Source organism: Psychroserpens sp. SPM9, from assembly GCF_025153525.1.
Taxonomy (GTDB): Bacteria; Bacteroidota; Bacteroidia; order Flavobacteriales; family Flavobacteriaceae; genus Psychroserpens.
Genome location: NZ_JANZNR010000001.1, coordinates 513540 through 537406, shown reverse-complemented (window position 1 = coordinate 537406; position 23867 = coordinate 513540). Strand labels below are relative to the sequence as shown.

Sequence of the window (23867 nt, the reverse complement as noted above, 5' to 3'; positions counted from 1 at the left end):
TATGAGTAAGCAAGCAAAAGCACAAGACTTAATAGATAGTAAATTATTAGAAGACCGAAAGGTGTTTCTTTGGGGTATGGTAGACGATAAATCGGCTAAACATGTGATTGATCGTTTGTTGTATTTAGACGCGTTAGAAACGAAAGACATTCATTTGTATATTAATAGTCCGGGTGGTTATGTTACTTCAGGATTTGCGATGTATGATTGCATCAAGTCGTTAAATAGCGATGTGTCGACCATTTGTACAGGTTTGGCAGCTTCTATGGGTTCTATTTTGTTATCTGTTGGAACCAAAGGCAAACGATTTATTCAGCCACATGCCAGAGTGATGATTCATCAACCAAGTGGTGGTGCTCGCGGACAAGCAAGTGATATAGAAATTACAGCTCAGGAAATTTTAAAAACAAAAGAATTGAGCGCTCAAATTTTAGCCGACAACTGTGGTCAAGATGTTGAGAAAGTAATGAAAGATTTTAATCGTGACCATTGGATGGGCGCTGAAGAATCTAAAGCCTATGGCATCGTAGACAAAATAATATAGAAGTTAGAATAAAGAGAAAAGAGAATAGACGCCATATTAAAAACTAAAGCAGATTCTATTCGTTTTAACAGTTTAAAATAAGTTGTAACTAATAAGTCTTGGTTCTAGACTCTTAAAGCGAAGCGGTCTTATATCTAAAATAAATGAATTTACAGGCAGAACTTAATAAAGCAGGCGGCTTTAAAAACTTAGAGCTACTTGCCAAGCAAGTCGTGGAAGGTTTTATTGCTGGAATGCATAAGAGTCCGTTTCACGGATTCTCTGCAGAGTTTGCCGAACACAAAATTTATAATCAAGGCGAAAGCACGCGACATATTGACTGGAAGTTATACGCTAAAACCGATAAACTCTATACCAAACGCTACGATGATGAAACCAACTTACGCTGTCATTTAATTGTAGACAACAGTAGTTCGATGCATTATCCAGAGCTTAAAGAATTTAGTATTTCCAAGTTGAATAAAATTGGATTTTCGGCCTTGGCGTCTGCCTCATTGATGCATATTTTAAAGAAACAACGGGATGCTGTTGGTTTAAGTATTTATAGTGATGCTTATGATTATTACGCACCAGAAAAAGGGAGTGAACGTCACCATCAGATGTTATTAGCTGAGTTGAGCAATATGGTGCTTTCAAAGCAAGTGAATAAGCAAACAGAAACGTATACTTATTTACATCAAATTGCTGAAAATATTCATAGACGTTCGTTAATTTTCTTTTTTACGGATATGTTTCAGACCTCTAGTGATGACGTGAAACTATTTGAAGCGCTACGACATTTAAAATACAATAAGCACGAAGTGATCTTATTTCATGTGATAGACAAAGAAAAAGAACTCAAGTTTGACTTTGATAATACACCAAAGCGATTTATAGATGTCGAGACTAATGAGTTTATAAATTTATATCCAGATACGGTAAAAGAAGGTTACGAAAGTGCTGTAGATGATTACTTTAAGAGCATCCGATTAAAATGCGGTCAATATCAAATTAAATATGTTGAGGCAGATATCAATAAACCCTTTGATAAAATCTTAACCACTTACATGGTAGAGCGACAAAAGTTTATTTAAATTTTTTGTCAAAATTCTTTGCAAAATGTTTGTGATATTAAAAATCGAATGTATATTTGCCCTCGCAATAAAGCAACGGTCTGGTAGTTCAGCTGGTTAGAATGTCGCCCTGTCACGGCGAAGGTCGCGGGTTCGAGTCCCGTCCAGACCGCTAAAAATTGCAAAACTAAAGCTCTAAGAAATTGGAGCTTTTTTTAGCAATAAAAATAGTTGTGTTGTTCTAGGAGCAATCCTAGAGTTGTGAGACACTCAATGTTGTTGAGTTCTTACCGATGAGAAGCTTTCCTTTTTTCTTAATTGAAAATCGGGATGCTTTTTTGTTTTATGACCATCATGATGACATTTCTAAAGCCTTTCGATGTGATAAAAAACAATGACATCATGAAAGCCTTTAGATATATTATTTTATTAGCCATCATCTCTTTTTTATGTGCTTGCAGCACTAATGAAGATGGCGGAAATCAACAGCTAAATCAATTTAATTCTCAAATTTGTAATGGTATTTCGGGACCTACAGCAGTCTATTGGGATAGTGGTCATAGTTTACCTACGCCTTTGGCTCAAATACCAACTATTGCAAATCCTGGTCAGCAATTTATTCATCCGCAGTATCCGGCTTTAGGTTTTATAATGCCTCAAGGTTATGTTGCTCAAGAAATTACAGACCAACAAACAGGAACCATAGGTGTTAATGTGTTTAGAAACGACAATAATGTGGTTTGGCGATATATCCCATCGAGTCCGTTTGTAGGGCAAATTCAAATTAATGACGTCATTGCTTTTGAGTTGAATCAAATCATGCAATTTCATGGTTTTAATGGGACACCCGATGTGATTTGTACGACAACGCAACAAACCAATGAGTTTGGCTTTCCAACAACCTTTGGTGCGCGCTTAATACGTTTTGGGGATTTTACAGCTTCACTTATAGTTCAAACTCATTTTATGCCAAGCTTAGGGAATACATTTATATCGGTCACCTTGGCTACTGGTCCAACAGCCGAATATGATAACTTAGTGATGGAAACTTTTTTGCCATTGCATTGGCAGTTGTTAGTTATTTCTGATGATGTTAGAGATTCTGATTTGGACGGTACACCAGATAATCAAGATGCAGCGCCTTTTAATCCCAATATTCAATAAGCTAAGTTATCAACATGTAATTAACAATTTTAAAGTGTCATTTTGCGTTTTGTCGACATAAAAACACATTTCATCGGATATATTTTTGTTTATCTCCTAAAAAGTAGTATGTTTGGAGTCCTTCTTAAGCCCCTAAAATCACTTATCAAGGAAATCTTATTAATCCATTCATGTTTAGATGCCATTAGGTATTTAAATTTTCCCTCAATTTAATTGGGCTTTTTTATGTCCAAAAGTTAATAATCCATTCTTCCCTCGAATTGGCATTTTTGATGCTGTTTTATTATTAACATAATTAAAATTGAATGTAATCCCTAAAATTAACAAACATGAAGACCCTAAAAATTACTTTACTACTACTTGCAGTATTATTATTAACTGTTTCAGGACAAACGAGTGACTCTATTGTAGATTCGACAGATACTATTGAGTTTAAACAACACAATAAGACAGATTTATTAGCCCATACTAAAAAAGGGCTTAAGCTTCCTAATAACGGATAAACGAATAAAATCTATTTAATAAAAACCCATAACTCTAGTTGTAGTTATGGGTTTTTTTATTGCTAAGACATCACTAGTATTATAGAGATAAAAATTTTAACTTTGAGATTATAACTAATAATCCATTGAAGTACACTATACGCCTTTTTTTAATTTTACTATTTGTAACATTAGGTATTAATGTTTTTGGGCAAAATTCTACTCTTGATAGTATTCTTGAGTTAAGAAAACTATCTAAAAATAAAACTTTACCAATAAAAGATAGGCTTACTTATGCTACTAATGCAAGTCAATTATCTCATGATTTAGGTGTTGATTCTACGCTATTAAATAGCAATCGAAATCTGTCTTATACCTATCTAATATCTGGAGATTATGAGGCTTTTGGTTCTACAAGTCACAGTAATCTTGAGTTAGCTTTAAAGTTAAGAGATTCAATAGCAATAGCAACTACTAATAGCAATTTAGGATGGTATTATTATCAAATTGAAGGAGACAATATCAGATCCTATGATTATTACTTAAGAGCACTAAAATATTATGATGCATTAGGAGATTTGAAAGAAAAAGTTGAGGTATTAACTGGTATTGCCACAATTCAAGATGATGAGAAGGATTATTTAGGAAGTGAACAAAATGCAATTGAGGTCTTAAAGATTATTAATAGTGTTGAAGAAAATGAAGGAATAACACTATATGAGGATAAATACATTTGTTTAAATTTATTAGGAATAATTTCTCTAAAGCTTAAAAATTACGACAAATCTATAGAATACAATAATCAGGCATTTAGTATAACTGACAAATTACAAAATGGAGATTATTTACAGTTGCAATCTAAAAACAACCTTGCCATTGCCTATAGATCAAAAGGCAATCTAGAAAAAGCACTCGAAATCTATGAAGAAATTTTAGAAGAGCACGATGTTTTGTCTGAAGACCTTTCATTTTATTCCTTAATTATTGTTAACCGTACTTTTACTGAATTTTTGATAGGAGATTATGAGTTTAATAATTTAGAAAGTGAATTTAAAAGAGCGCTAAAAATATCCGACAGTGTAGATGACCAGTATTCGGAGTTGGCAGCATCAATAGACTTAGCAAAATTTTATAAAGCAAATGATAAAAAAGAGTTAGCAAAAAAATATGCAGAAATTAGTTATAACATCTCAAGAGACATTCCTATTAATGATCTCTATTTAGAGTCTATGCGGATCTTATCCCAACTCACTGAGGGAGAAGAAAGTAGGTCTTATTTAGAACATCACATAAAACTAAGCGATAGCTTGCTTACTGTAGAACGCAACGTAAGAAACAAGTTCGCGCGTATAGAATTAGAAACCGAACAATTAGAAGAAGCCAACCAAAAAATGTCACAGCAGCTCATCTGGTTGCTCGCAGTATCTGGTGGCTTAGTACTAACAATAATCTTAGTTTATATCATTATTACACAACGTGCTAAAAACAAAGAGTTAAAATTTGAGCAAGATCAGCAAAAAGCAAATGAAGAGATTTATAACCTTATGCTGTCACAACAAGACAAGGTTGACGAAGCTAGAGCCAATGAGAAAAAACGTATTTCAGAAGAACTTCATGACGGTGTTCTCGGACGACTTTTTGGAACGCGATTAAGTTTAGATAGCTTAAATTTTTCTGAAGGAAAAGAGGCTATTCAAAGTCGGTCAGCTTACATCAAAGAATTAATGACAATTGAAAATGATATTCGTAAAATTTCACACGATTTAAATACCGATTTTGTTTCAGGTTCTGGGTTTATGGATATTGTTTCCGAATTGATAGAAAAGCAAACCATGGCCTATCAATTAGAATCAAGTTTTGATTATACCGATGATATTAATTGGGAAAACGTGCCCAATAAAACTAAAATCAACATTTACAGGATTATACAAGAATCACTTCAAAATATTTATAAACACGCTAAGGCTAAGACTGTAAAAATTAGCATTCAATTAAAAATTAATGTAATTTGGTTATCCATTATTGATGATGGCCATGGGTTTGATGTTAATAAAAGTAAGAAGGGGATTGGTATCAAAAATATAAATTCTAGAGTTAACGAAGTTGAGGGAACAGCTAAGTTTAATTCTGCTATTAATAAAGGGACAGAAGTTAATATTATGATCCCATACAAAAATTAGAGGCATGCAACAAATTCACATTTTAATGGTTGATGATCATCCAATCATTATTGAAGGCTATCAAAATACATTGATGGCAACTAAAAAAGACAACCAAACCTTAGTTATAGATACTGCAAATACCTGCGATGCTGCTAACTTGTTAATGCAAAAGGCCGCCAAAGAAAAGCCTTACGATGTGTGTTTTTTTGATATCAGTTTGCCAGCTTCTTCCGATGGAAAAATTACATCTGGTGAAGATTTAGCAAAAATATCACGTGATATTCTTCCTAATGCCAAAGTGATTATTCTTACCATGTTTAATGAATCGTATCGTATTCATAGTATAGTAAAAGAAATTAATCCTGATGGGTTTTTAATCAAAAGTGATTTAACCTCTAGTGAATTAGCCGAAGCTTTTCAGCATATTTTATTAGATCCTCCTTATTACAGCAGTACCGTAAGTAACTATTTAAATAAATCGGTTATCAACGAAATTTATGTCGATGAAATTAACCGAAAAATTTTACACTTACTGTCAAATGGGATTAAAACCAGAAGCTTAACAGAGTATATCGATCTGTCTATGAGCGCTATTGAAAAACGAAAAAAACAACTCAAAATTTTGTTCTCTATTACTGACGGAAAAGACGAATCCTTAATTAATGAGGCTAGGAAAAAAGGGTTTTTGTAAAAAATATTGTAAAAAACACAGTTTTTCGACTTTTTAAAACCTCTTGAAACCATTGCTATTGCTCATAATTACGGTTTTTCCGCATCAAGTCTACGGTTTTTCCGTAACAAAAAGTTATTAACAATAGATATATTTGACATGTCAACAAAATTAATTAATCCCTCTAAGTAATTTGTTGAATTAATAGCAAAGAATTAAAACCTAGCACTCCTCAACAGGTGTTAGGTTTTTCTTTTTAAAATAACACAGCTTTGTAATCGATCACCTTTACGATAAAGAATCCTAAGAAAATAATGGCGATTATAAACTTGATAAAGGTTGAAGCAATAAATCCTAAAAAAGATCCAAATGCGGCTTTGAGCGCTTTATCAAATTCACTTTTGTTGATCAACTCACCAATTAACGCACCAAAAAACGGACCAATAATAATACCGCCAGGTATAGGCGCCAATAAACCTACTAATAATCCTACCGAAGTTCCAATCATACCCGCTTTTGTACCACCAAAACGTTTGGTTCCCATAGCAGGAATGATGTAATCTAATATCCAGATTGCAATGGCAATGATTAGAGTAATAATTAAAAAGGTCCAATTCATTGGAACCGCATCTGTTAAATGAAATATGAGCAAGCCAACCCAACCGGTTAATGGACCGGGTAATATGGGAAGAAAACTACCTATAATTCCCAAAATCATAAAAAAGGCAGCTACAATAACTAAAAATATATCCATTAAAAGTGTTTAAATATCTACTAAGTAGACGCTAAAAAGTGAATTTTGTTACATTTTTAAACTAAATATTTAGTTTGAACTAAGTTTTTAGTTATATTTGAAGTATCAATAATCATATATTATGTTTTTAAGAGGTATCAAATCCATCATAATGAGCTTCGTCATGTGCTGTTCGAGTTTTGTAATAGCGCAACAAATGGCCGATGCATCTTTAGTGGCTAAACTAAGCAATCCCTATCACAAATTAGACAAAGGTCCCAGGGTGTTTATAGATGAAACACATCATAATTTTCATACTAAAGATGGCCGTTTTAAACCTTTTAGTGAACTTTTAACTCAGGATGGATATCAGGTGAAATCCATGCTCAATTTTGAGGATTTGGGCGCGACAGATATTCTGGTAATTTCAAATGCGATACATTCTAAAAATGTTGGAAACTGGAGGCAACCCATCCTTAGTGCGTTTAGTGTTGAAGATATAAAGGCCATAAAAAAGTGGGTTAATAATGGAGGTCGATTGCTCATCATTGCAGATCATATGCCGTTTTCTGGAGCAGCCAATGCGTTGGCTCAGAGTTTCGGATTTGAGTTTTGCGACGGATTTGCTCAACTGTCACAACCCAGACGTCAGCCAGATGTGTTTTCCGAAGAAAATAAGCGACTCCTTAGCTCACCGCTTACCGATGGTACTTTTGGAACAGCTCTAAAGAGTGTCACCACATTTACAGGTTCGTCATTTCAAATTCCGCCCGAAGCCACAGGTGTTTTAAAATTCCTCAAAGGGGATGAATGTTTACAACCTGAAATCGCCTGGCAATTTGATGAGGAGACTAAGGTCAAAGATTTAGAAGGCAGTTATCAAGGCGCTATTATGAATTTTGGAAAAGGAAAATTAGCCGTTTTTGGTGAAGCAGCTCAGTTTACGGCTCAGGTGGTTACCAATAATAATGGGACATTCCGATTCGGATTTAATTCTGAACACGCACCTCATAATATAGATTTTTTAAGAAACATCATGCTTTGGTTAAGCGCCAAAGACACAAAATAATAATCATATCAAATGAAACAACTTACAAAAGCCGAAGAAGAAATCATGCATATCCTCTGGCAATTAGATAGAGCTAATGTTAAAGATATTATTGCGCAGCTTCCACAGCCAAAACCAGCGTATAACACCGTATCTACCATTGTGAGAATTTTAGAAAATAAAGGATTTGTAGATTATGAAAAACAGGGGAAAGGCCATATTTATTTCCCTATAGTTAAAAAACAAGATTACAGCAATCAGTCTATCAATAATTTGGTAGACAATTACTTTCAAGGATCGTTTAAGAGTATGGTCTCCTTTTTTGTTAAAAAAAATGACATCGATTTAAAAGATATGGAAGCTATTTTAAAAGATATTAATACGCCAAAGCACTAGTTATGTTACATTATATTTTACAAGTCGTTACATTTCAGGCCTTGTTTTTAATCATTTATGATATAGCGCTTCGGAAGGAAACTTTTTTTAATTTAAACAGGGTTTACTTGTTGGGAACTGCAGTACTTTCCGTGGTGATTCCATTTATAAAAATAGAGCAAATAAAAGAGGTTGTGGCTAAAGATTTTGCAATCCGTTTACCCGAAGTAATTATAGGCAATCCTGCTGAAAACATAAGTACTATAGATCCGCAAATCGCCATGCAAGTCGGTATCAATTTAGATCCAGAACCTGTTTCAATATGGCGCATTATTTTAATTTCAGGCATGTGCGTCGCCACACTACTATTGCTTATAAAAATTACAAAGCTGTTTTGGTTAGCATCAAAACATCCTAAGCGCTGGAAAGGAAATATCTTAATTATTAACTTGATAAATAGTACAAAAGCGTTTTCGTTTTTCCATTACATTTTTTTGGGCGGACAATTAAATCTCCAAGAAAAATCAACGATTCTGGAGCACGAAATCGTTCACGTTAAACAAAAACACACCTTAGATTTATTGTTTTTTGAACTCTTCCGAATTGCATTCTGGTTCAATCCATTAGTCTACCTCTATCAAAATAGAATAGCAACCTTACACGAATATATCGCAGATGCTAAAGCTGTGAAAAATCACAATAAAGCCGATTATTATGACAATTTATTAGCTCAGGTTTTTGAGACCGAACAGTTTTCTTTTGTCAATCCATTTTTTAAACAATCATTAATCAAAAAACGAATTCTTATGTTAAGCAAATCAAAATCAAAACAAATCCATAGCATTAAATATGCGTTATTATTACCATTGGTATTTGCGATGTTAATTTATACCTCGTCGTATGCACAGGAGAAAGTAGAATCGATTACAGAAACAATCACAGTTACCGATTTACAAGAGCTAACAGATAAAGAATTATTCGATAAATACTACAACGACATCGTCGCTTTGCATGAAAAAAATGTAGATTTTAGTGACATTTATGAAGCCTATAAGCCTAATCGTGAAAAGTATGTATTAAGTAGAGATCAGTATTACAAACAAATGGCTTTCTTTAAATTCTTTGCACAAAAAGGCGCAAAAGAATTGGAAAAAGACAGTAAGTTCCTTGAGCGCTTTTCAAAATTTAAACCTTATAACGATTATTTAGAAAGTAAAAAAACGGATGAAGCTAAACAATTATGGGAAAGTGATATTCAAGATGGCATATTACGATTGGTTATCAGTGCTGGAAAAATGACAGATGAAGAAAAGAAAAAGTTTGATCAAAAATTAGACTTGATTGAAAAAGATGAATTTTATAAAGGCTTACTTGTAGTTACTGAAGATGGACGAACTAAAATGATGGTTAGCGATTATCAATCTGCTCATTCAAATGTTGCAGAAACCGTTATTGATGCTGTAGATGAAGTGAAAGTCACTCAGATTGAAGAATCTATAGAGGTTCCTTTTTCTATAATAGAAGAAGCGCCTACATTTTCATTTTGTGACGCCTTGACTTCGGAAGCCGAACGAAAAAAATGCATGAGTGAAGGTATTGCAAGACATGTAAATAAAAAATTTAATACCAATTTAGCGAGCCAATTAGGTCTTGTTGGAAGACAACGTATTAATGTTATGTTTAAAATTGATAAGGAAGGACACGTAACTGGTGTCAAAGCTAGAGCGCCACATCCTAAATTAGAAGAAGAAGCTAAACGTGTGATTTATGAACTGCCTCAATTTGTTCCTGGAAAGCAAAAAGGAAAGCCAGTGATTGTACCTTATAGTTTGCCGATTTTATTTCAGGTAGCTGCTGAAAATAAAATAGAAACCGATTCTGCTCTTGTGGCAAAAGAAGTCAAAGTAATGACTCAAAAATTAAAGCAGCTTGATGCGATGCAAAACCAACAAAAGTTAAGCGGAATGCCTTTTAGTAGTGTAGATGAAATTCCTGTTTACCAATCATGCCAGGCTTTATCCAATAGAGACGATCGTAAAGCATGCGTTAGTAAAACGATTAATAGCTATGTGAACAAAAATTTCAACTTGAATGAGGCTTCAAAAATCGGACTCAAAGGACGCCAACGTGTTGAAGTTGTTTTCAACATCAATACACAAGGCGATATTGTTAATGTGAAAGCAAGAGCATCACACCCAAAATTAGAAGAAGAAGCTATTAGAGTTGTCAAAAGCTTGCCTAAGTTTGATCATCCAGGACAACATGATGGCCAGCCGGTTGAGGTGTCTTATAGATTACCAATTGTATTTCAAATTGCAAACTAAACCATCACAATAGTTTTTATGCGACAATCCTTATTCCTACTTTTTATTGCGGTTTTTTTAAATGCTGAAGGGCAATCTTCTTTGGTAAATCAAGCCGATAGTTTATATATTAATGGCAACTATAGCAAAGCGATTGAAAGCTATAAAGCAGTCGAAAATCAAACAGAAGTCGATGCTAAAATAGCAAGGGCTTATGTTGCTATTGGCAATTATGACGAAGCTTTAAAACATTATAAGTTAAGTGTTGATGCCAACCCAAAGGAAGCATTAATACGCTATGAATACGCCAAACTACTTTCAAAAACTAAAAAATTTGAAGCGTCTATTGAAGCGTTTAATGCATTAATGAATATCGATTACCGCAATCCTAATTATCATTATGAAATGGGATTAGCAATGGAACGAATGAACGATTCAACAGCGATTAACAGATTTCGGTCGGCTTATGATTTAGATCCAACGCATCAAAAAGCGATTTATAAAATAGCAAAGCATTACCTTCAAAAACGATCTCATACACTTGCTGAAAAATATATTGACAAAGGCTTAGAAAGCTACCAGAACAATGTAGAATTAATCAGCTTAAAAGCTCAGAGTTTTTATTTACAAGACTATTACACCAAAGCGAGAGATTGGTTTCAAAAATTAATTGATTTGGGAGAGTCTTCAGAATTTATTCATGAGAAATTAAGTTTGTGTCATGCTCAAAATTCAGATTATGAATTGGCAATAGAACAGCGTAAACTGGCCTTAAAATACAATCCGATAAATGCGAATGCTCTTTTCGTTATTGGTACTTATTACGAACGCCTTCAAAATTATTCAGAAGCCGAAAAATACATACGTCAGGCGTTGGTGCTAAAAGATCAGCCATTAGATTACGAATATCAAAAACTAGGTGTGGTTTTAAATTGGCAAAATAAGCATAAAGAAGCTATTGAGGTTTTGGAGATTTCACTTCAAGAGAATCCCGAAAACATGCAAACTGTGTTTTTTATTATAACGACTAAGGATAAATATTATGGCGATATTGATACAAAGATTAAACTCTATGAGGAGTTTCAGAAAAAGTATCCTAAAAGTTTTTATTCCAGCTTTGCTTCACGACGTATTTCTGAACTGAAAGAAGAGAAATTTTTAAAGGCTAACGACTAAAAGTGCCTGATATTCAAAAAAATTGTACTTTTCGGTTTCAGTATTAAAAATCATGAACCGCTTTTTTCTTTTAATTCTAGTTTTGACATGGTGTTCTTGCGATTATTTCGATAAGAAGAAGGTGTATACCGAAGACATCCTTAAAGAAGAACTGCAAGGCTTTAACTGGAAAGACGTAGATGAATATCCTTCCTTTGAATCTTGCGAATCGGCTAACGATAAAGCACTTAGAAAAGCGTGTTTTGAAAATACACTCCGAACAATATTAAATAAGAACCTTTCCGAATACCAAATCGTAGTTTCTGAAGAAATTAACGATACGGTTCAACTTCAAATTACAATAGATAATCAAGGTCAGTTTTTTGTGGATGATATAATTAGTAACGAAATGACAAAAGCCCAAATTCCGCAATTAGATAGTTTACTTCGGAAAAGTTTAGAGGGCTTACCTAAAATTTCACCAGCCATAAAACGCAGTCAGCATGTTAAAACAAAATTCGTTTTACCTGTAATTATTAAAATCGAATAGCAAATTTTTGCATCAACCTTAAGGTTTCCACATACAACCAAATAAGCGTGGCCAGAAGTCCCCAGGTTGCCAGCCATTCTTTCCATTTTGGTGCTCTGTTTTTATAGCGTTCGATATAGTCAAAATCTAAAAGCAATGAAAAAGAGGCAACAATGGCAGCAATACAATTAAAGACAATGGCAAACCAAGAGGTTCCCCAGATGTAAGTTTCAATTCCGAAGAAGCCTAAAATCCAGGATATCAAATAAACCACAAATATACTTGCTGCCGAAGTGATAATCACACTTTTTAGCTTTTTAGTAACTACAATAATACGTGTTTGATACAGTAAAAGCATGACAAAAAATGTAATAATAGTGACGCCTATAGCTTGGTAGGGAAGATCTGGAAAATGCCGATGAGCATAAGCCGAAAATCCGCCAAGAAATAAACCTTTCGCAATGGTATATAATGGCACTAAAAAAGGTGCCCAATGCTGTCTCACAGAAATAATAACACTAATTATAATAGCTCCAAGCATGCCACCAAGTGTCAACCATTTAACAGTCATGCCTGCTTCGTTTAGCTTCCATATGTAGCCAGTAATGGCAGCAATAACTAAAATGCAAACCAATGATTTGATGAAAATACCCGTCACAGTCATTCGTTTTGAGGCTGACTTTTTGTGATCCCAGAAATAATTGGAGAAAACGGGGTTGTTGGTTTTGTAACTTGATAATCGCATTATAAGTTAAACTTGTAACCTATTGAGAAATCGGTTGAAAAATTGCCTTGATTGTCTAATAATAAAGCAAACAATTCATTGTAAGCTAAGGTAATGTAGCTGTTTTGGCTTACTCTAATATCTGCTCCAACACCAAAAATAAAAGGCACATCAAAAGCTGTTTCATTAAATTCTTCGGAAGTTAAAACGCCTTCATTTTCAGTGACGACGACCGCATTAGAAAAATTGAGTGTAGCGAATTTTACATTTCCGTAGAGACTAAAAGTAGCTTTGTTGACAAATCTAAAACGGTAACCTAAAGCCAGCTCTGTTGTCGAATATTGTAATTCGTCGTGTTCAGTAACATGTTTGGCCTGTAAAAACACAGCGTGTCTTGATATTTGATCAACATCAAGCACTTCTAATTCGCCTCCAAAATAGGGCGTGGAGAGATTGTCGGGATTGGTAATAAACGGACTGTTAGTGAGACCACCAAAAACACCAAGTCTAAACATGATTTTGTTTCTTTTGGCTGTCGATTGGTAGGAAGAATCAACCGTACCATTATAACTATCTATAAATTCTTTAAGGCTAAAAAGCGTCAAATTTAAACGCTTGGTAGACATGGTTGCATTGGTTAATTCGTTGAGCAATGACTTATATTCTTGCTGAAATTTACCATCCTTTTTAGTGTTTTTTAATTCAATAATAGTATTGGTTTCCGTTCTAACAAAATACCGATATTTACCGTCGATGATATTCCATAGTAAGTCTAACTTACCATTTACTTCACTTTTAAGAACAAGTTGTTCTCCTTCAATCATGTAGTTGTCTTCTTGAGCTTCTGTCAAAGACATGCAAAATAAAAGACAACATAAACAGATAATGTTTCGCATTACGATATGGGTTTCTAGTTATGTAAATCTAACAAAAATAAATGATAGTATTACCTGCGATGCGTTCTACCTTTCCATTTATAACTTGTAAACATTGAAATTAAAGCGATATAAACACTAAAAAAGGGGTAGAACAAACTCGAAAATATAAATGAAGATAAATAGGGCTCCTGATTAAAAAAACGAGCCGTTTTAAAAAGGAGTAAAAAGTCAATTAAAAATTTTATAAAAATGACATAAATAAGCACTTTTAAGGAGATCATTTTTAATACAAATAACAACGGTAAACAGACTAAAAGTCCGTTCATAGCTAGTACTAAAAGTCCGGTGAGTTTGCCAAAAGCATTTTTGTAATGTGATGTTTTTGCTGCCCAACGCACGCGTTGAGATTTTAAATTTGCAAAACTGATTTGAGCTTTGGTATGAACTATTACCTGTTCATTTTTAATATACTGAACACTTTTTTTGTCTGCTTTTAAGGCTTTTTCTAATAAAAAAACATCATCACCACTAGCAATATGAGTATTTCCTTCAAAACCTTTATTGTGCTCAAAAAAATCTTTTCGATAAGCTAAATTAGCGCCATTGCATAAAAAGGGCTTTTTAATCCCAAATCCGCCAATAGTTGCCCCTTGTAAACTCAATATATCTAAGAGCTGAAAGCGTTCAAAAAAGGAACCAACCGCTTCAAAACTTACAGGCGCAACAATCATGTTTGGGTTGTTTTTTTGAATGTAATTATCAAATCCGTCCAGCCAATATTTTGGCACGCTACAATCGGCATCAGTTGTTACAATCCATTGGTGCTTTGCCTGCTTAATGGCAGTTGTTACTGCATCTTTTTTTGGTGAAGGGCTTGTTCGGTTGTTTTTTAGCATTGAAAATTGAACCGATTTAAACGCTTTCATTTTAGAGTTGATTTGTTCTACGGAATCATCAGTGGACGCATCATCTACAAATAAAATCTCATACATAGATTTAGGATACTGTAATTGTGAAATAGCATCTAAAAGCGCTGGAATATTTTCAGCTTCATTTCTAAACGGAATCACTATCGAAAACTTAGTTTGTGGTACAACATCGTCAATTTTAAAAGACGAAACCTTGTCAAACCCATAGATGAGACTTGCAATTAAAAGGAGATACAATACAGTAATAATAAAAATAATTAGGAGCATTAGTGGTCTTCGGTTTTATAGAGGTTAAAATTAAGTACATAATAACTTCCAAACACACTGGGAATAACAAAATTTAGAAGCCACATCAGAGTAATAATGCTTAGCGTGGTAAACTCATTCACGCCAACTAATGAAAATAAATACACTGCAACACTACCTTTTATTACGACATCAAAAATAAAAATCGACGGAATAATTGACGAGAGTAAATACATAGACGTTATAACGATCATGGCATTGTAGTAACTAACATTGACGCCGAATAACTGTAATAAAAAGTAAAATTGGAATGAGAAAATAAAATACCTTAATATCGAAAACCCAAAAGTAAGAAGATGAATTTTAAGTGGTAAGTTTTTAAAAAAGGCACTTAACTTTTCCATTGAAAAGCCTTTGATTTTAAACCTTTTTTGCCTGATTCCAAATAAGGTGAAAACACCAATAAGTGTGATGATTATTAGAATTCGTAAGACTTTAAAAGAATTAATTTCAATATTGTATTTAGAATACATAATTATAAAACCCAAACAGCCAAATATAACAGTAGCACTCATTTGCATCATATTGCTCAATAGGTTGAGTAGCATCACTTGTTTCCGTTTTGAAGCTTGATAATACACTGCTTTTGCGCCATATTCTCCAATGCGATTAGGTGTAAATAAGGAAGCAGTTAAGGCACCTAAACTTTGTTCTAAAGCATTTTTGAATGAAATGACTTTGATATAACCGACTAAAGTTTTCCATTTTAAAATTTCGAAAAACCAATTAAAAAGGGTTAAAATGAACAAAAAAAGAATGTTTTTAGCCGAAAACGAGTCATTTTCTTTTAAAAACGACCAAAATTCGTAAAAATCTAAATTTTCATTAGTGGCTAATTTCTTGTAGATAAAATAAAAAGCACCAACTACGATACTTAATTTAATAAGTACAAAAAAGAATTGTTTAGTTTTGTAAGGAAGGCTGCCAAAAAACATAATACCAAAATGAGTTCTTGGCACAAAATAAACCTTTATAATGATATGACCTCAAATTATAGACTTCAAAAATGGAGTATTTTAGTAATAGCGCTGGTATGTTTTGTAAACACCTATGCGCAAAAGGATACGAATAAATGGAAAGCCCAAATCTCTTTAGGAGTTAATAGTCCGTCACAATCCGGTTTTGTTGAGGGTTTTCAAGCAAAATCTGTTAATTTCCCAACGGTAAACTTGGGGTTACAGCACATGTTTAAATCGCAGTTAGGTGCCAAGTTAGATTTTGGCTTTAATCGTTTTTCTAGTGATGATAACTCGGTAGAATTTAAAACCAATTACACGAGACTCAACGCACAATTGGTGTATGATCCAACCGAGTCTATTTCTTTTTTGCCACAACGTATGGGATTTGTACTTCATGCTGGACCTGGTTATAGTTTTGTGAAGCCACTAGGGAATTTTGGGGGCAACAAAATTTCGTTTTTTAATGTGATGGGTGGTTTTGAACTTCATTATGGCTTGACTCAGGAAATTTCTGTTTTTGCCGATACGTCTTATATTATAGGCTTCGGAAAAGATTTTGACCCAGAAACAGAAGGGTTTGGTTCGTTTAACGGAAACCTTTTAACGGTAAGCTTTGGAGTCACATTCTCTATAAGTGGCTGTCAATACTGCGATTAATGAGTAATGAAAAAATTATATTAGGCATTGACCCAGGAACGACAATAATGGGTTTCGGACTCATAAAAGTAGTCGGTAAAAAGATGTCTTTTTTGCAATTGAATGAGTTGGATTTAAAAAAATACTCCGACCATTATCTCAAACTAAAACTCATTTTTGAGCGCACTATTGAACTCATCGATACGCATCATCCAGATGAAATTGCCATCGAAGCGCCTTTCTTTGGAAAAAATGTACAAAGTATGCTTAAACTTGGTCGAGCTCAAGGTGTTGCTATGGCTGCAGGTTTGTCTCGCGAAGTGCCTATTACTGAATATTCTCCAAAAAAAATTAAAATGGCTATCACAGGAAGTGGTAACGCAAGTAAAGAGCAAGTGGCTAAAATGTTACAGAGTTTATTAGACCTTAAAACCTTACCAAAAAATTTAGATGCTACCGATGGACTTGCAGCAGCAGTGTGTCATTTTTATAATCAAGGTCGCGTAGAGATTGGCAAAAGTTATTCGGGTTGGAGTGCTTTTGTAAAGCAAAATGAGGATCGCGTTAAGAAGTAGTTTAAAATGAAAAACATTTTTTTATTTATTACCATTTTTTTATGTCATAATTCTATTATAGAATATAAAAATCTAGTTGGCAATTCTGAAATCGTTCAAGAGGAAATGGCTTGCTATGAAGTAAATATGGAATGGTGGCCGCAAATGTATATTTCGGGATTATTTTATGAACTTAATAGTCTCAAACGAACAGTTAACTTGCAAAACTTTGTTGAAAGTAAATCCGAAATCAAAATACTAAAGATTAATTCTAATAATCTAAAAGCATTGCCAGAGGAATTGTTCCTATTCGAAAATTTAGAAGCTCTAGATATTTCAGACAATCCATTTGAAAATTTAGAGCAATTAATGATTGATTTAAGTAAGTTTAAAAAGCTTAAACTTCTAGCATTAAGTCACTGTGGAATTGTAGAATTACCCGATAATATTTCTTTGTTAAAAAATTTAGAAGGGTTGGCTCTAGACCAAAATAAGCTTAAGACTGTTAATGAAAATATTGGTGAACTCACTAATTTAAGACTATTAAATTTTAGAAGAAATAAATCCCTCAAAGATTTACCAAAGTCAATAGGTGATTTAAAATGCTTAGAACAATTGGTGATTTCAGGTGCAGGTTTTACACGCATTAGAGATGAGGTCCTAAATTGTTCTAATTTGAAATCCATAATAGCAAATGCTTCTCAGATTATCACTATACCAGATAGTATAGGTAAGCTTAAACAATTGAGGAATTTAAATTTAGGATCGAATAAGATTGAAAAAATACCCTCTTCTATTGGTGAATTATCTCTACTTGAAGACTTATCTCTTGGTTCAAATGAATTAAGAAATTTACCAATTGAGATTGGAGATTTAAAAAATTTAGAAACATTAAGTATTGAATATAATAGATTTAAAAAATTTCCGAAAAACTTAGAAGGACTGAAAACATTAAGAATGTTGGGAGTACATAACAACTATATTCCTGAAGTCCCTATCGAGATAGCCAGATTGCCAAAACTAAAAATACTTTATCTTGATCATGAAATCATTACTGATGATAATATTGAAGAACTGAGAAAAGAGAACTCTAATTTAGAGGTGAAAAAGCATGATGCTTTAAGGCTTGTCAAGGGACCAAGAAGAAAAAGCTAATGTCTGGCATCTACATCCATATCCCATTTTGCAAACTGGCTTGCCATTACTGTGACTTTCATTTTTCGACCTCATTAAAAAAGAAAGACGAGCTTATACATGCCTTAGCTAAAGAATTGCTAATGCGTAAAACGGAATTTGAACATACAACGGTTGATACCATTTATTTTGGAGGAGGCACACCAAGTTTGTTAAGTATTAGCGAAATTCAGTTTTTAATAGATACGATTCATCAACATTTTACAGTTTCCGAAGCTCCAGAAATTACGCTTGAAGCCAATCCTGATGACTTGTCAGTCTCTAAAATTGAAATGCTGGCGCAAAGCCCAGTCAATCGTTTGAGCATTGGAATTCAATCTTTTTTTGAAGCCGATTTAAAACTCATGAATCGTGCCCATAACAGTACAGAAGCTATCGAATGTTTGGAGGAAGCGACGAAGCATTTTGATAATATTTCAATCGATTTAATCTACGGAATTCCAGGTTTGACTAATGCGAAATGGCAAGAGAATATTGAGAAAGCCTTAAGTTATAATATTCCGCATATTTCAAGTTATGCATTAACTGTCGAGCCCAAAACGGCTCTGGAACGATTTATAAAAAAAGGAATCATTGAAAACGTTGACGATGATGCTGCACAAGAACAGTTTCATATATTAATCGATACTTTAGAGGCGCATGATTTTGTACATTATGAACTGTCTAATTTTGGAAAAGCCAATTACTTCAGCAGGAATAATTCGGCGTACTGGCAAGGCAAACCTTATTTAGGAATTGGGCCTTCAGCACATTCGTTTAACGGAAACGAGCGTAGTTGGAATGTTCGAAACAATTCAATATATATTCAAAATATTGAGAATGATATACTTCCGAAGGAAACAGAAACTTTAACAACAACCGATAAATACAACGAGTATATCATGACAGGTTTGCGAACCATTTGGGGCGTTTCGTTAGATAAAGTTGCTCAGGATTTTGGAAAAAACTACAAAGATTATCTTTTACTTCAAGCCGAATCTTTTATAAATCAACAATTATTGTATATTGATAATGAAAAGCTATTAGTGACCAAAAAAGGAAAATTTTTGAGTGATGGTATAGCTTCAGATTTGTTTAAAATTAATTTATAATGTTAGCCACAATTCAATACAACTCCCGAAAACTTCAAATCGATTTATCACAACCTTTAGATATATCTATGCCATTGCGTGCTTCGACATCCAATGTCAATGCCTGGTATATTGATGAACCCAAAATCGAACCGGTTAAATTTGATGAGGATATCATTAGCGTTGCCGAAGGTGCTGTTGTTAATTTTAATTCGATTCAGTTCAATCCGCATGCACATGGTACGCATACCGAATGTGTTGGGCATATCACCAAAAAAGTGCATTCTATAAATCAGCATTTAAAGCAGTTTTTCTTTTTAGCTGAAGTCATTACAGTAGCGCCAGAACATATAAAAAAAGACACAGTTATTTCTAAAGCGCAGTTGCAGTTTGCCTTGGGAAATAAAAAAAGAGATGCGATTGTTATACGAACAATGCCTAATACCAACGAAAAATTATCACAACAGTATTCGCATACCAATTGGACCTATTTGGAAGAAGATGCCGTTAAATTTTTAGTAAAAAAAGGCATCAAACATCTACTTATCGATTTGCCTAGCGTAGATCGCGAAGAAGATGGTGGCGAATTAAAAGCTCATAAAGCCTTCTGGAATTATCACGGAAAATTGCGTAAAGACGCCACAATTACAGAACTTATATATGTGCCTAATCAGGTCGAAGATGGCGAGTATTTTTTAAACTTACAAATTGCGCCTTTTGAAAATGATGCCTCACCAAGTAAACCTATTTTGTATAAAGTATTAGAGTAACAGATGTTATTTTTATTCGGAAATACATCCGATTCAAATTATGGCTTAAAATTTGAAAGTAAAGTTCTGAACGATAACATTGTATAGAAAAACCACCTATGGACACATTTTTTATAATCATCTTAAGCATCCTTGTGACACTCGGAATTGTGACTCTTGTAAAACAATTCAGATTAAAAAAACAAACCAATTCACAATCATTAATCTTGCTGGATAAAATTAAAAGAGTTTGTAAATTAATCTCTGTGGAAGGTGATTTTGCTGAGATTTATCATTACGAAGATGTTAAAGAACGGTTCTTAAAACTTATTTCTAGTCGGAAAAAAGCTTTAGTTGTGATTAATGCCAAAGCGCATGTAGGTTTTGATTTGTCTAAAATAAAAATGGATTCAGATGTCAAAACGAAAACGGTCAGGTTATTTCATTTTCCGCAACCTGAAGTGCTAAGCATAGAAACCGATTTAAATTACTATGATAAGTCTGATGGCATGTTTAACAAATTTGAAGCTTCCGATTTAACAGAGCTTCATAATGAAGCCAAACTGCATATTATGAATAAGGTTCCAGAAAGCGGACTCTACGATATTGCAAAACGAGAAGCTTTAGATTCGGTTCTACTTATCGAAAGTATCGTAGAAACCATTGGTTGGAAACTCGATTATTCAGCATTAAAAATAGAAGATAAAACGCCTAAAAAACTTCAAGAGTGAATATAGAACAACTAAGAGCTTATTGCTTAGATAAAAAAGCTGTAACCGAGCACTTTCCGTTCGATGAAGATACACTTGTGTTTAAGGTAATGGATAAAATGTTCGCTTTGGTCTCTTTAAAAAAGTGGGAGGAAGGCAATGCTTTTATCAACTTAAAATGTGATCCAGAATATGCCATTGAACTCAGAGAAACTTATGATAGCATTCAACCAGGTTATCACATGCATAAAAAGCTATGGAACAGCGTTTATCTCCATAATGGCGATTTGTCGCCTCAACTGGTTTGCGAGCTTATCGATCATTCTTACGATATGGTCGTCAAAGGAATGACCAAGAAAATGAGAGAGGCATTAGCCAATCTGTAGAATTTTCTTATCATTGCAAAAAAATCCTCATGAGCGTACTACAAACTCTACAAGAACGCAGCAACAATACCTGTGAATTATGCGCATCTACTAATGGTTTAAAGCAATATACAATTCCGCCTTCTCTAAATGAAAATGTCGCTAATGATGTCTTAGTTTGTAATACCTGTTTAGATCAGATTGAGAGTAAAACCGACATGGATCCTAACCATTGGAGAAGTCTTAACGACAGTATGTGGAGTGAGCACGTTGCAGTGCAGATTATGGCCTGGCGAATGTTGCAACGACTTCGTAATGAAGGTTGGCCGCAAGATTTATTAGACATGATGTACCTTGACGATGATGCTTTAGCTTTAGCAAGAGCAACTGGAGAGCATGAAGATGAAGCAAATAAAATTATACATCGTGACGCCAATGGTGTAATTCTGGAATCCGGAGACTCTGTGGTGCTCATTAAAGATTTAAAGGTGAAAGGTTCAAGTATGGTTGCCAAACAAGGTACAGCGGTTAGAAACATTCGATTAGATCACGAAAATGCCGAGTATATTGAAGGTAAAGTCGATGGTCAGCAGATTGTCATCATTACACAATACGTTAAAAAATCGTAGCAGTTTTTGAAGCTTTAAATTCTGATGGGTTTATCAGCTTCACAGCTTTAAATTGTCGATTGAAATTTGAAATATTCTGAAAGCCTGAAAGTTCAGCAATGGCTGCTATTGACAAATCTTGTGACGATAGCAATAATCGACAGGCATGCTCCACACGCAATTCATTTAAAAAGGTTATATAGGTTTTGTTTGTACGCTTTTTAAAGTACTTACAAAACGCTGTTTTTGTCATATTGGCGACACTTGAGATGTGTTCTAATGAAATGGGTTGGTCATAATTGTTCATCGTATATTCAAACACATCACGCATACGATTGCCTTCAACCGTTGTAAAGGTTTTATTATAAATGAAAGCTGATAAACTCGTATATGCAGATTTCGATAATAACTGAAGTAGTTCAAGTAGCACGATAAACCGTTTTAGTTTTGATGCTGATTCTAATTGTTTGAAATAATCTAGCATTAATGTTTTATGAGATGTCGCTTTAAACCCATGTTTTGCACGTTTAAAAAAAGGTTGTAATTCTTTTAACTCTTCAAGATTAAAAAATTGTGATCCAAACGAAGATTCCGTAAAAAACAAACTTATCATGTAAGCCTCTTTTTCTACGGAAACATCACTTTTAAATACATGCGGAAGCTTACTTCCTATCACCAAAATATCACCAGAACTGTAATAGTTTATAGTATCTCCTACAATTAATGTCCCTTCACCTTCTACAATTAAACTCACCTGAATCTCCTCATGCTGATGTAGCTTATCAAAAAATAAGGAGCCTTTATCTTCTTGAAAAACTAAAGCTTCAAAGTCGGGTTTTGGTATTTTAAAGGGTAAAACTTTCACGAAATAAAATGCATTTGATGTACTAATATACGCAAATACTATTCTTATTATTAATTTTAAAACATTTATTGGATAATATAATATCAATATTGGATAAATAGCCATTATTTAATTCTGCAAGACTACAGTAGTTTTACATCGTAAAAAAGTAAACATATGAGTATCCAATGGAAAGGCGTTATGCCTGCAGTCACGACAAAATTTACAGATTCTGACACCTTAGATTTACAGATGTTTGAACATAATATTACAGCGCAATTAGAAGCTGGTGTTCATGGCATTGTTCTCGGTGGAACATTAGGAGAAGCGAGTACTTTAAGTCATGATGAAAAGCGCATTCTAACACGAGCAACGGTCAGTCATGTAGATAATAAAGTACCTGTGCTTATCAATATTGCCGAGCAATCTACAAAAGCGGCCATTCAAGCGGCTCAACATGCCGAAGCTGATGGTGCTTCTGCCTTAATGATGTTGCCACCAATGCGCTATAAATCTGGCGATCGGGAAACTGTGACCTATTTTAAAACCGTGGCAAATAACACTTCACTTCCAATAATGGTGTATAATAATCCAGTTGATTATAACATCGAAGTAACGCTAGATATGTTTGAGGAGCTACTCAAATGTGATACTATCGAAGCGGTTAAAGAATCTACCAGAGATGTGTCTAATGTCACAAGGATTAAAAATCGTTTTGGTGACCGACTCAAAATTATGACTGGTGTTGATACAGTCGCCTTAGAGAGTTTACTTATGGGAGCAGAGGGATGGATTGCAGGTTTAGTCTGTGCCTTTCCAGCCGAAACGGTTGCCATTTACGAACTTCAAAAAGCAGGACGTATTCAAGAAGCTATTGAAATCTATCGCTGGTTTTTACCATTGCTAGAGTTAGATATAAACCCTAAATTAGTACAAAACATAAAGTTAGCTGAAGTCGCAACTGGTTTAGGAACAGAAACCGTTCGTGAGCCACGTTTGCCTTTACATGGAGAAGAACGCAAACTTGTACTAAACGTTATTAAAAATGGTTTGAAAACACGACCGACGCTACCAGATTATAAAAATTTATAATATAATTTGGGTGTTACCTCGCTTTGGCGAGG

The 23867-nt window shown here is 34.0% G+C and carries 26 protein-coding genes and 1 tRNA gene; 21 read left to right on the top strand and 6 right to left on the bottom strand.

Annotated elements, in window-relative coordinates:
* Window position 1: 1 nt before the first annotated feature.
* From N4270_RS02290 to N4270_RS02260, 7 genes are all read left to right on the top strand, one after another.
* The gene (locus N4270_RS02290; protein WP_260095176.1) at window positions 2–544 is read left to right on the top strand and encodes a ClpP family protease; all 543 of its coding nucleotides are present in this window, start codon (window positions 2–4) and stop codon (window positions 542–544) included.
* A 143-nt stretch (window positions 545–687) separates the two neighbouring features.
* Entirely contained in the window at window positions 688–1617 is a 930-nt protein-coding gene (locus tag N4270_RS02285) for a DUF58 domain-containing protein (RefSeq protein ID WP_260095175.1), read from the top strand.
* A 77-nt stretch (window positions 1618–1694) separates the two neighbouring features.
* Window positions 1695–1768: transfer RNA gene (locus N4270_RS02280), tRNA-Asp, on the top strand.
* 182 nt (window positions 1769–1950) lie between these two features.
* Entirely contained in the window at window positions 1951–2760 is an 810-nt protein-coding gene (locus N4270_RS02275; protein WP_260095173.1) for a hypothetical protein, read from the top strand.
* Window positions 2761–3089: 329 nt separating this feature from the next.
* Window positions 3090–3263 (top strand): hypothetical protein, encoded by a 174-nt coding sequence (locus N4270_RS02270; protein ID WP_260095172.1) that lies wholly within the window; start codon window positions 3090–3092, stop codon window positions 3261–3263.
* Window positions 3264–3388: 125 nt separating this feature from the next.
* On the top strand, window positions 3389–5422 hold the full coding sequence (locus N4270_RS02265) for a tetratricopeptide repeat-containing sensor histidine kinase (protein ID WP_260095171.1): 2034 nt from the start codon (window positions 3389–3391) through the stop codon (window positions 5420–5422).
* Between the two features lie 4 nt (window positions 5423–5426).
* Window positions 5427–6095 (top strand): response regulator, encoded by a 669-nt coding sequence (locus N4270_RS02260; protein WP_260095170.1) that lies wholly within the window; start codon window positions 5427–5429, stop codon window positions 6093–6095.
* A gap of 235 nt (window positions 6096–6330) precedes the next feature.
* Here N4270_RS02260 and N4270_RS02255 read toward each other — a convergent pair whose 3' ends face one another.
* Window positions 6331–6828 (bottom strand): DUF456 domain-containing protein, encoded by a 498-nt coding sequence (locus N4270_RS02255; RefSeq protein WP_260095169.1) that lies wholly within the window; start codon window positions 6826–6828, stop codon window positions 6331–6333.
* Between the two features lie 151 nt (window positions 6829–6979).
* On the opposite strand from N4270_RS02255, the gene N4270_RS02250 reads away from it, so the two are divergent.
* From N4270_RS02250 to N4270_RS02230, 5 genes are read left to right on the top strand one after another with little or no spacing between them, the layout of a single operon-like run.
* Window positions 6980–7876: a hypothetical protein gene (locus N4270_RS02250; protein ID WP_260095168.1), complete on the top strand. Its 897-nt coding sequence runs from the start codon at window positions 6980–6982 to the stop codon at window positions 7874–7876.
* 12 nt (window positions 7877–7888) lie between these two features.
* A complete protein-coding gene (locus N4270_RS02245) occupies window positions 7889–8251 on the top strand; it encodes a BlaI/MecI/CopY family transcriptional regulator (protein WP_260095167.1) in 363 nt (120 codons plus the stop codon).
* A gap of 2 nt (window positions 8252–8253) precedes the next feature.
* Window positions 8254–10554: an energy transducer TonB gene (locus tag N4270_RS02240; RefSeq protein WP_260095166.1), complete on the top strand. Its 2301-nt coding sequence runs from the start codon at window positions 8254–8256 to the stop codon at window positions 10552–10554.
* An 18-nt stretch (window positions 10555–10572) separates the two neighbouring features.
* Entirely contained in the window at window positions 10573–11709 is a 1137-nt protein-coding gene (locus tag N4270_RS02235; protein ID WP_260095165.1) for a lipopolysaccharide assembly protein LapB, read from the top strand.
* A gap of 52 nt (window positions 11710–11761) precedes the next feature.
* Window positions 11762–12238: a hypothetical protein gene (locus N4270_RS02230; protein WP_260095164.1), complete on the top strand. Its 477-nt coding sequence runs from the start codon at window positions 11762–11764 to the stop codon at window positions 12236–12238.
* Here N4270_RS02230 and N4270_RS02225 read toward each other — a convergent pair.
* From N4270_RS02225 to N4270_RS02210, 4 genes are all read right to left on the bottom strand, one after another.
* Complete coding sequence (locus N4270_RS02225) at window positions 12225–12962, bottom strand: Bax inhibitor-1/YccA family protein (protein WP_260095163.1); 738 nt, start codon at window positions 12960–12962, stop codon at window positions 12225–12227. The two genes, N4270_RS02230 and N4270_RS02225, sit on opposite strands and share 14 nt — an antisense overlap.
* Window positions 12962–13798: a hypothetical protein gene (locus N4270_RS02220; protein WP_260095162.1), complete on the bottom strand. Its 837-nt coding sequence runs from the start codon at window positions 13796–13798 to the stop codon at window positions 12962–12964. The genes N4270_RS02225 and N4270_RS02220 overlap by 1 nt, the downstream gene beginning before the upstream one ends.
* A gap of 89 nt (window positions 13799–13887) precedes the next feature.
* Entirely contained in the window at window positions 13888–15015 is a 1128-nt protein-coding gene (locus tag N4270_RS02215) for a glycosyltransferase (RefSeq protein ID WP_260095161.1), read from the bottom strand.
* Window positions 15015–16013: a flippase-like domain-containing protein gene (locus N4270_RS02210; protein ID WP_260095160.1), complete on the bottom strand. Its 999-nt coding sequence runs from the start codon at window positions 16011–16013 to the stop codon at window positions 15015–15017. Before N4270_RS02210 ends, N4270_RS02215 begins: the two co-directional genes overlap by 1 nt.
* Between N4270_RS02210 and N4270_RS02205 the strand changes: the two genes are divergently transcribed.
* From N4270_RS02205 to N4270_RS02170, 8 genes are all read left to right on the top strand, one after another.
* On the top strand, window positions 15999–16670 hold the full coding sequence (locus tag N4270_RS02205) for an outer membrane beta-barrel protein (RefSeq protein WP_260095159.1): 672 nt from the start codon (window positions 15999–16001) through the stop codon (window positions 16668–16670). The two genes, N4270_RS02210 and N4270_RS02205, sit on opposite strands and share 15 nt — an antisense overlap.
* On the top strand, window positions 16670–17224 hold the full coding sequence (gene ruvC / locus N4270_RS02200; protein ID WP_204344137.1) for a crossover junction endodeoxyribonuclease RuvC: 555 nt from the start codon (window positions 16670–16672) through the stop codon (window positions 17222–17224). The genes N4270_RS02205 and ruvC overlap by 1 nt, the downstream gene beginning before the upstream one ends.
* A gap of 6 nt (window positions 17225–17230) precedes the next feature.
* Window positions 17231–18358, top strand: a complete 1128-nt coding sequence (locus N4270_RS02195; RefSeq protein ID WP_260095157.1) for a leucine-rich repeat domain-containing protein — start codon at window positions 17231–17233, stop codon at window positions 18356–18358.
* The gene (gene hemW / locus N4270_RS02190; protein ID WP_260095156.1) at window positions 18358–19488 is read left to right on the top strand and encodes a radical SAM family heme chaperone HemW; all 1131 of its coding nucleotides are present in this window, start codon (window positions 18358–18360) and stop codon (window positions 19486–19488) included. The genes N4270_RS02195 and hemW overlap by 1 nt, the downstream gene beginning before the upstream one ends.
* The gene (locus tag N4270_RS02185) at window positions 19488–20237 is read left to right on the top strand and encodes a cyclase family protein (protein ID WP_260095155.1); all 750 of its coding nucleotides are present in this window, start codon (window positions 19488–19490) and stop codon (window positions 20235–20237) included. The genes hemW and N4270_RS02185 overlap by 1 nt, the downstream gene beginning before the upstream one ends.
* A gap of 98 nt (window positions 20238–20335) precedes the next feature.
* On the top strand, window positions 20336–20947 hold the full coding sequence (locus N4270_RS02180) for a DUF4230 domain-containing protein (protein ID WP_204344133.1): 612 nt from the start codon (window positions 20336–20338) through the stop codon (window positions 20945–20947).
* Window positions 20944–21312 (top strand): MmcQ/YjbR family DNA-binding protein, encoded by a 369-nt coding sequence (locus N4270_RS02175; protein WP_260095154.1) that lies wholly within the window; start codon window positions 20944–20946, stop codon window positions 21310–21312. The genes N4270_RS02180 and N4270_RS02175 overlap by 4 nt, the downstream gene beginning before the upstream one ends.
* Window positions 21313–21341: 29 nt before the next feature.
* Window positions 21342–21920, top strand: coding sequence for an alkylphosphonate utilization protein (locus N4270_RS02170; RefSeq protein WP_260095153.1), 579 nt, complete (start codon window positions 21342–21344; stop codon window positions 21918–21920).
* Here the strand turns inward: N4270_RS02170 and N4270_RS02165 are convergent.
* A complete protein-coding gene (locus N4270_RS02165; protein ID WP_260095152.1) occupies window positions 21907–22764 on the bottom strand; it encodes an AraC family transcriptional regulator in 858 nt (285 codons plus the stop codon). The two genes, N4270_RS02170 and N4270_RS02165, sit on opposite strands and share 14 nt — an antisense overlap.
* A gap of 156 nt (window positions 22765–22920) precedes the next feature.
* On the opposite strand from N4270_RS02165, the gene N4270_RS02160 reads away from it, so the two are divergent.
* Window positions 22921–23835: a dihydrodipicolinate synthase family protein gene (locus tag N4270_RS02160; protein WP_260095151.1), complete on the top strand. Its 915-nt coding sequence runs from the start codon at window positions 22921–22923 to the stop codon at window positions 23833–23835.
* Window positions 23836–23867: the final 32 nt, after the last annotated feature.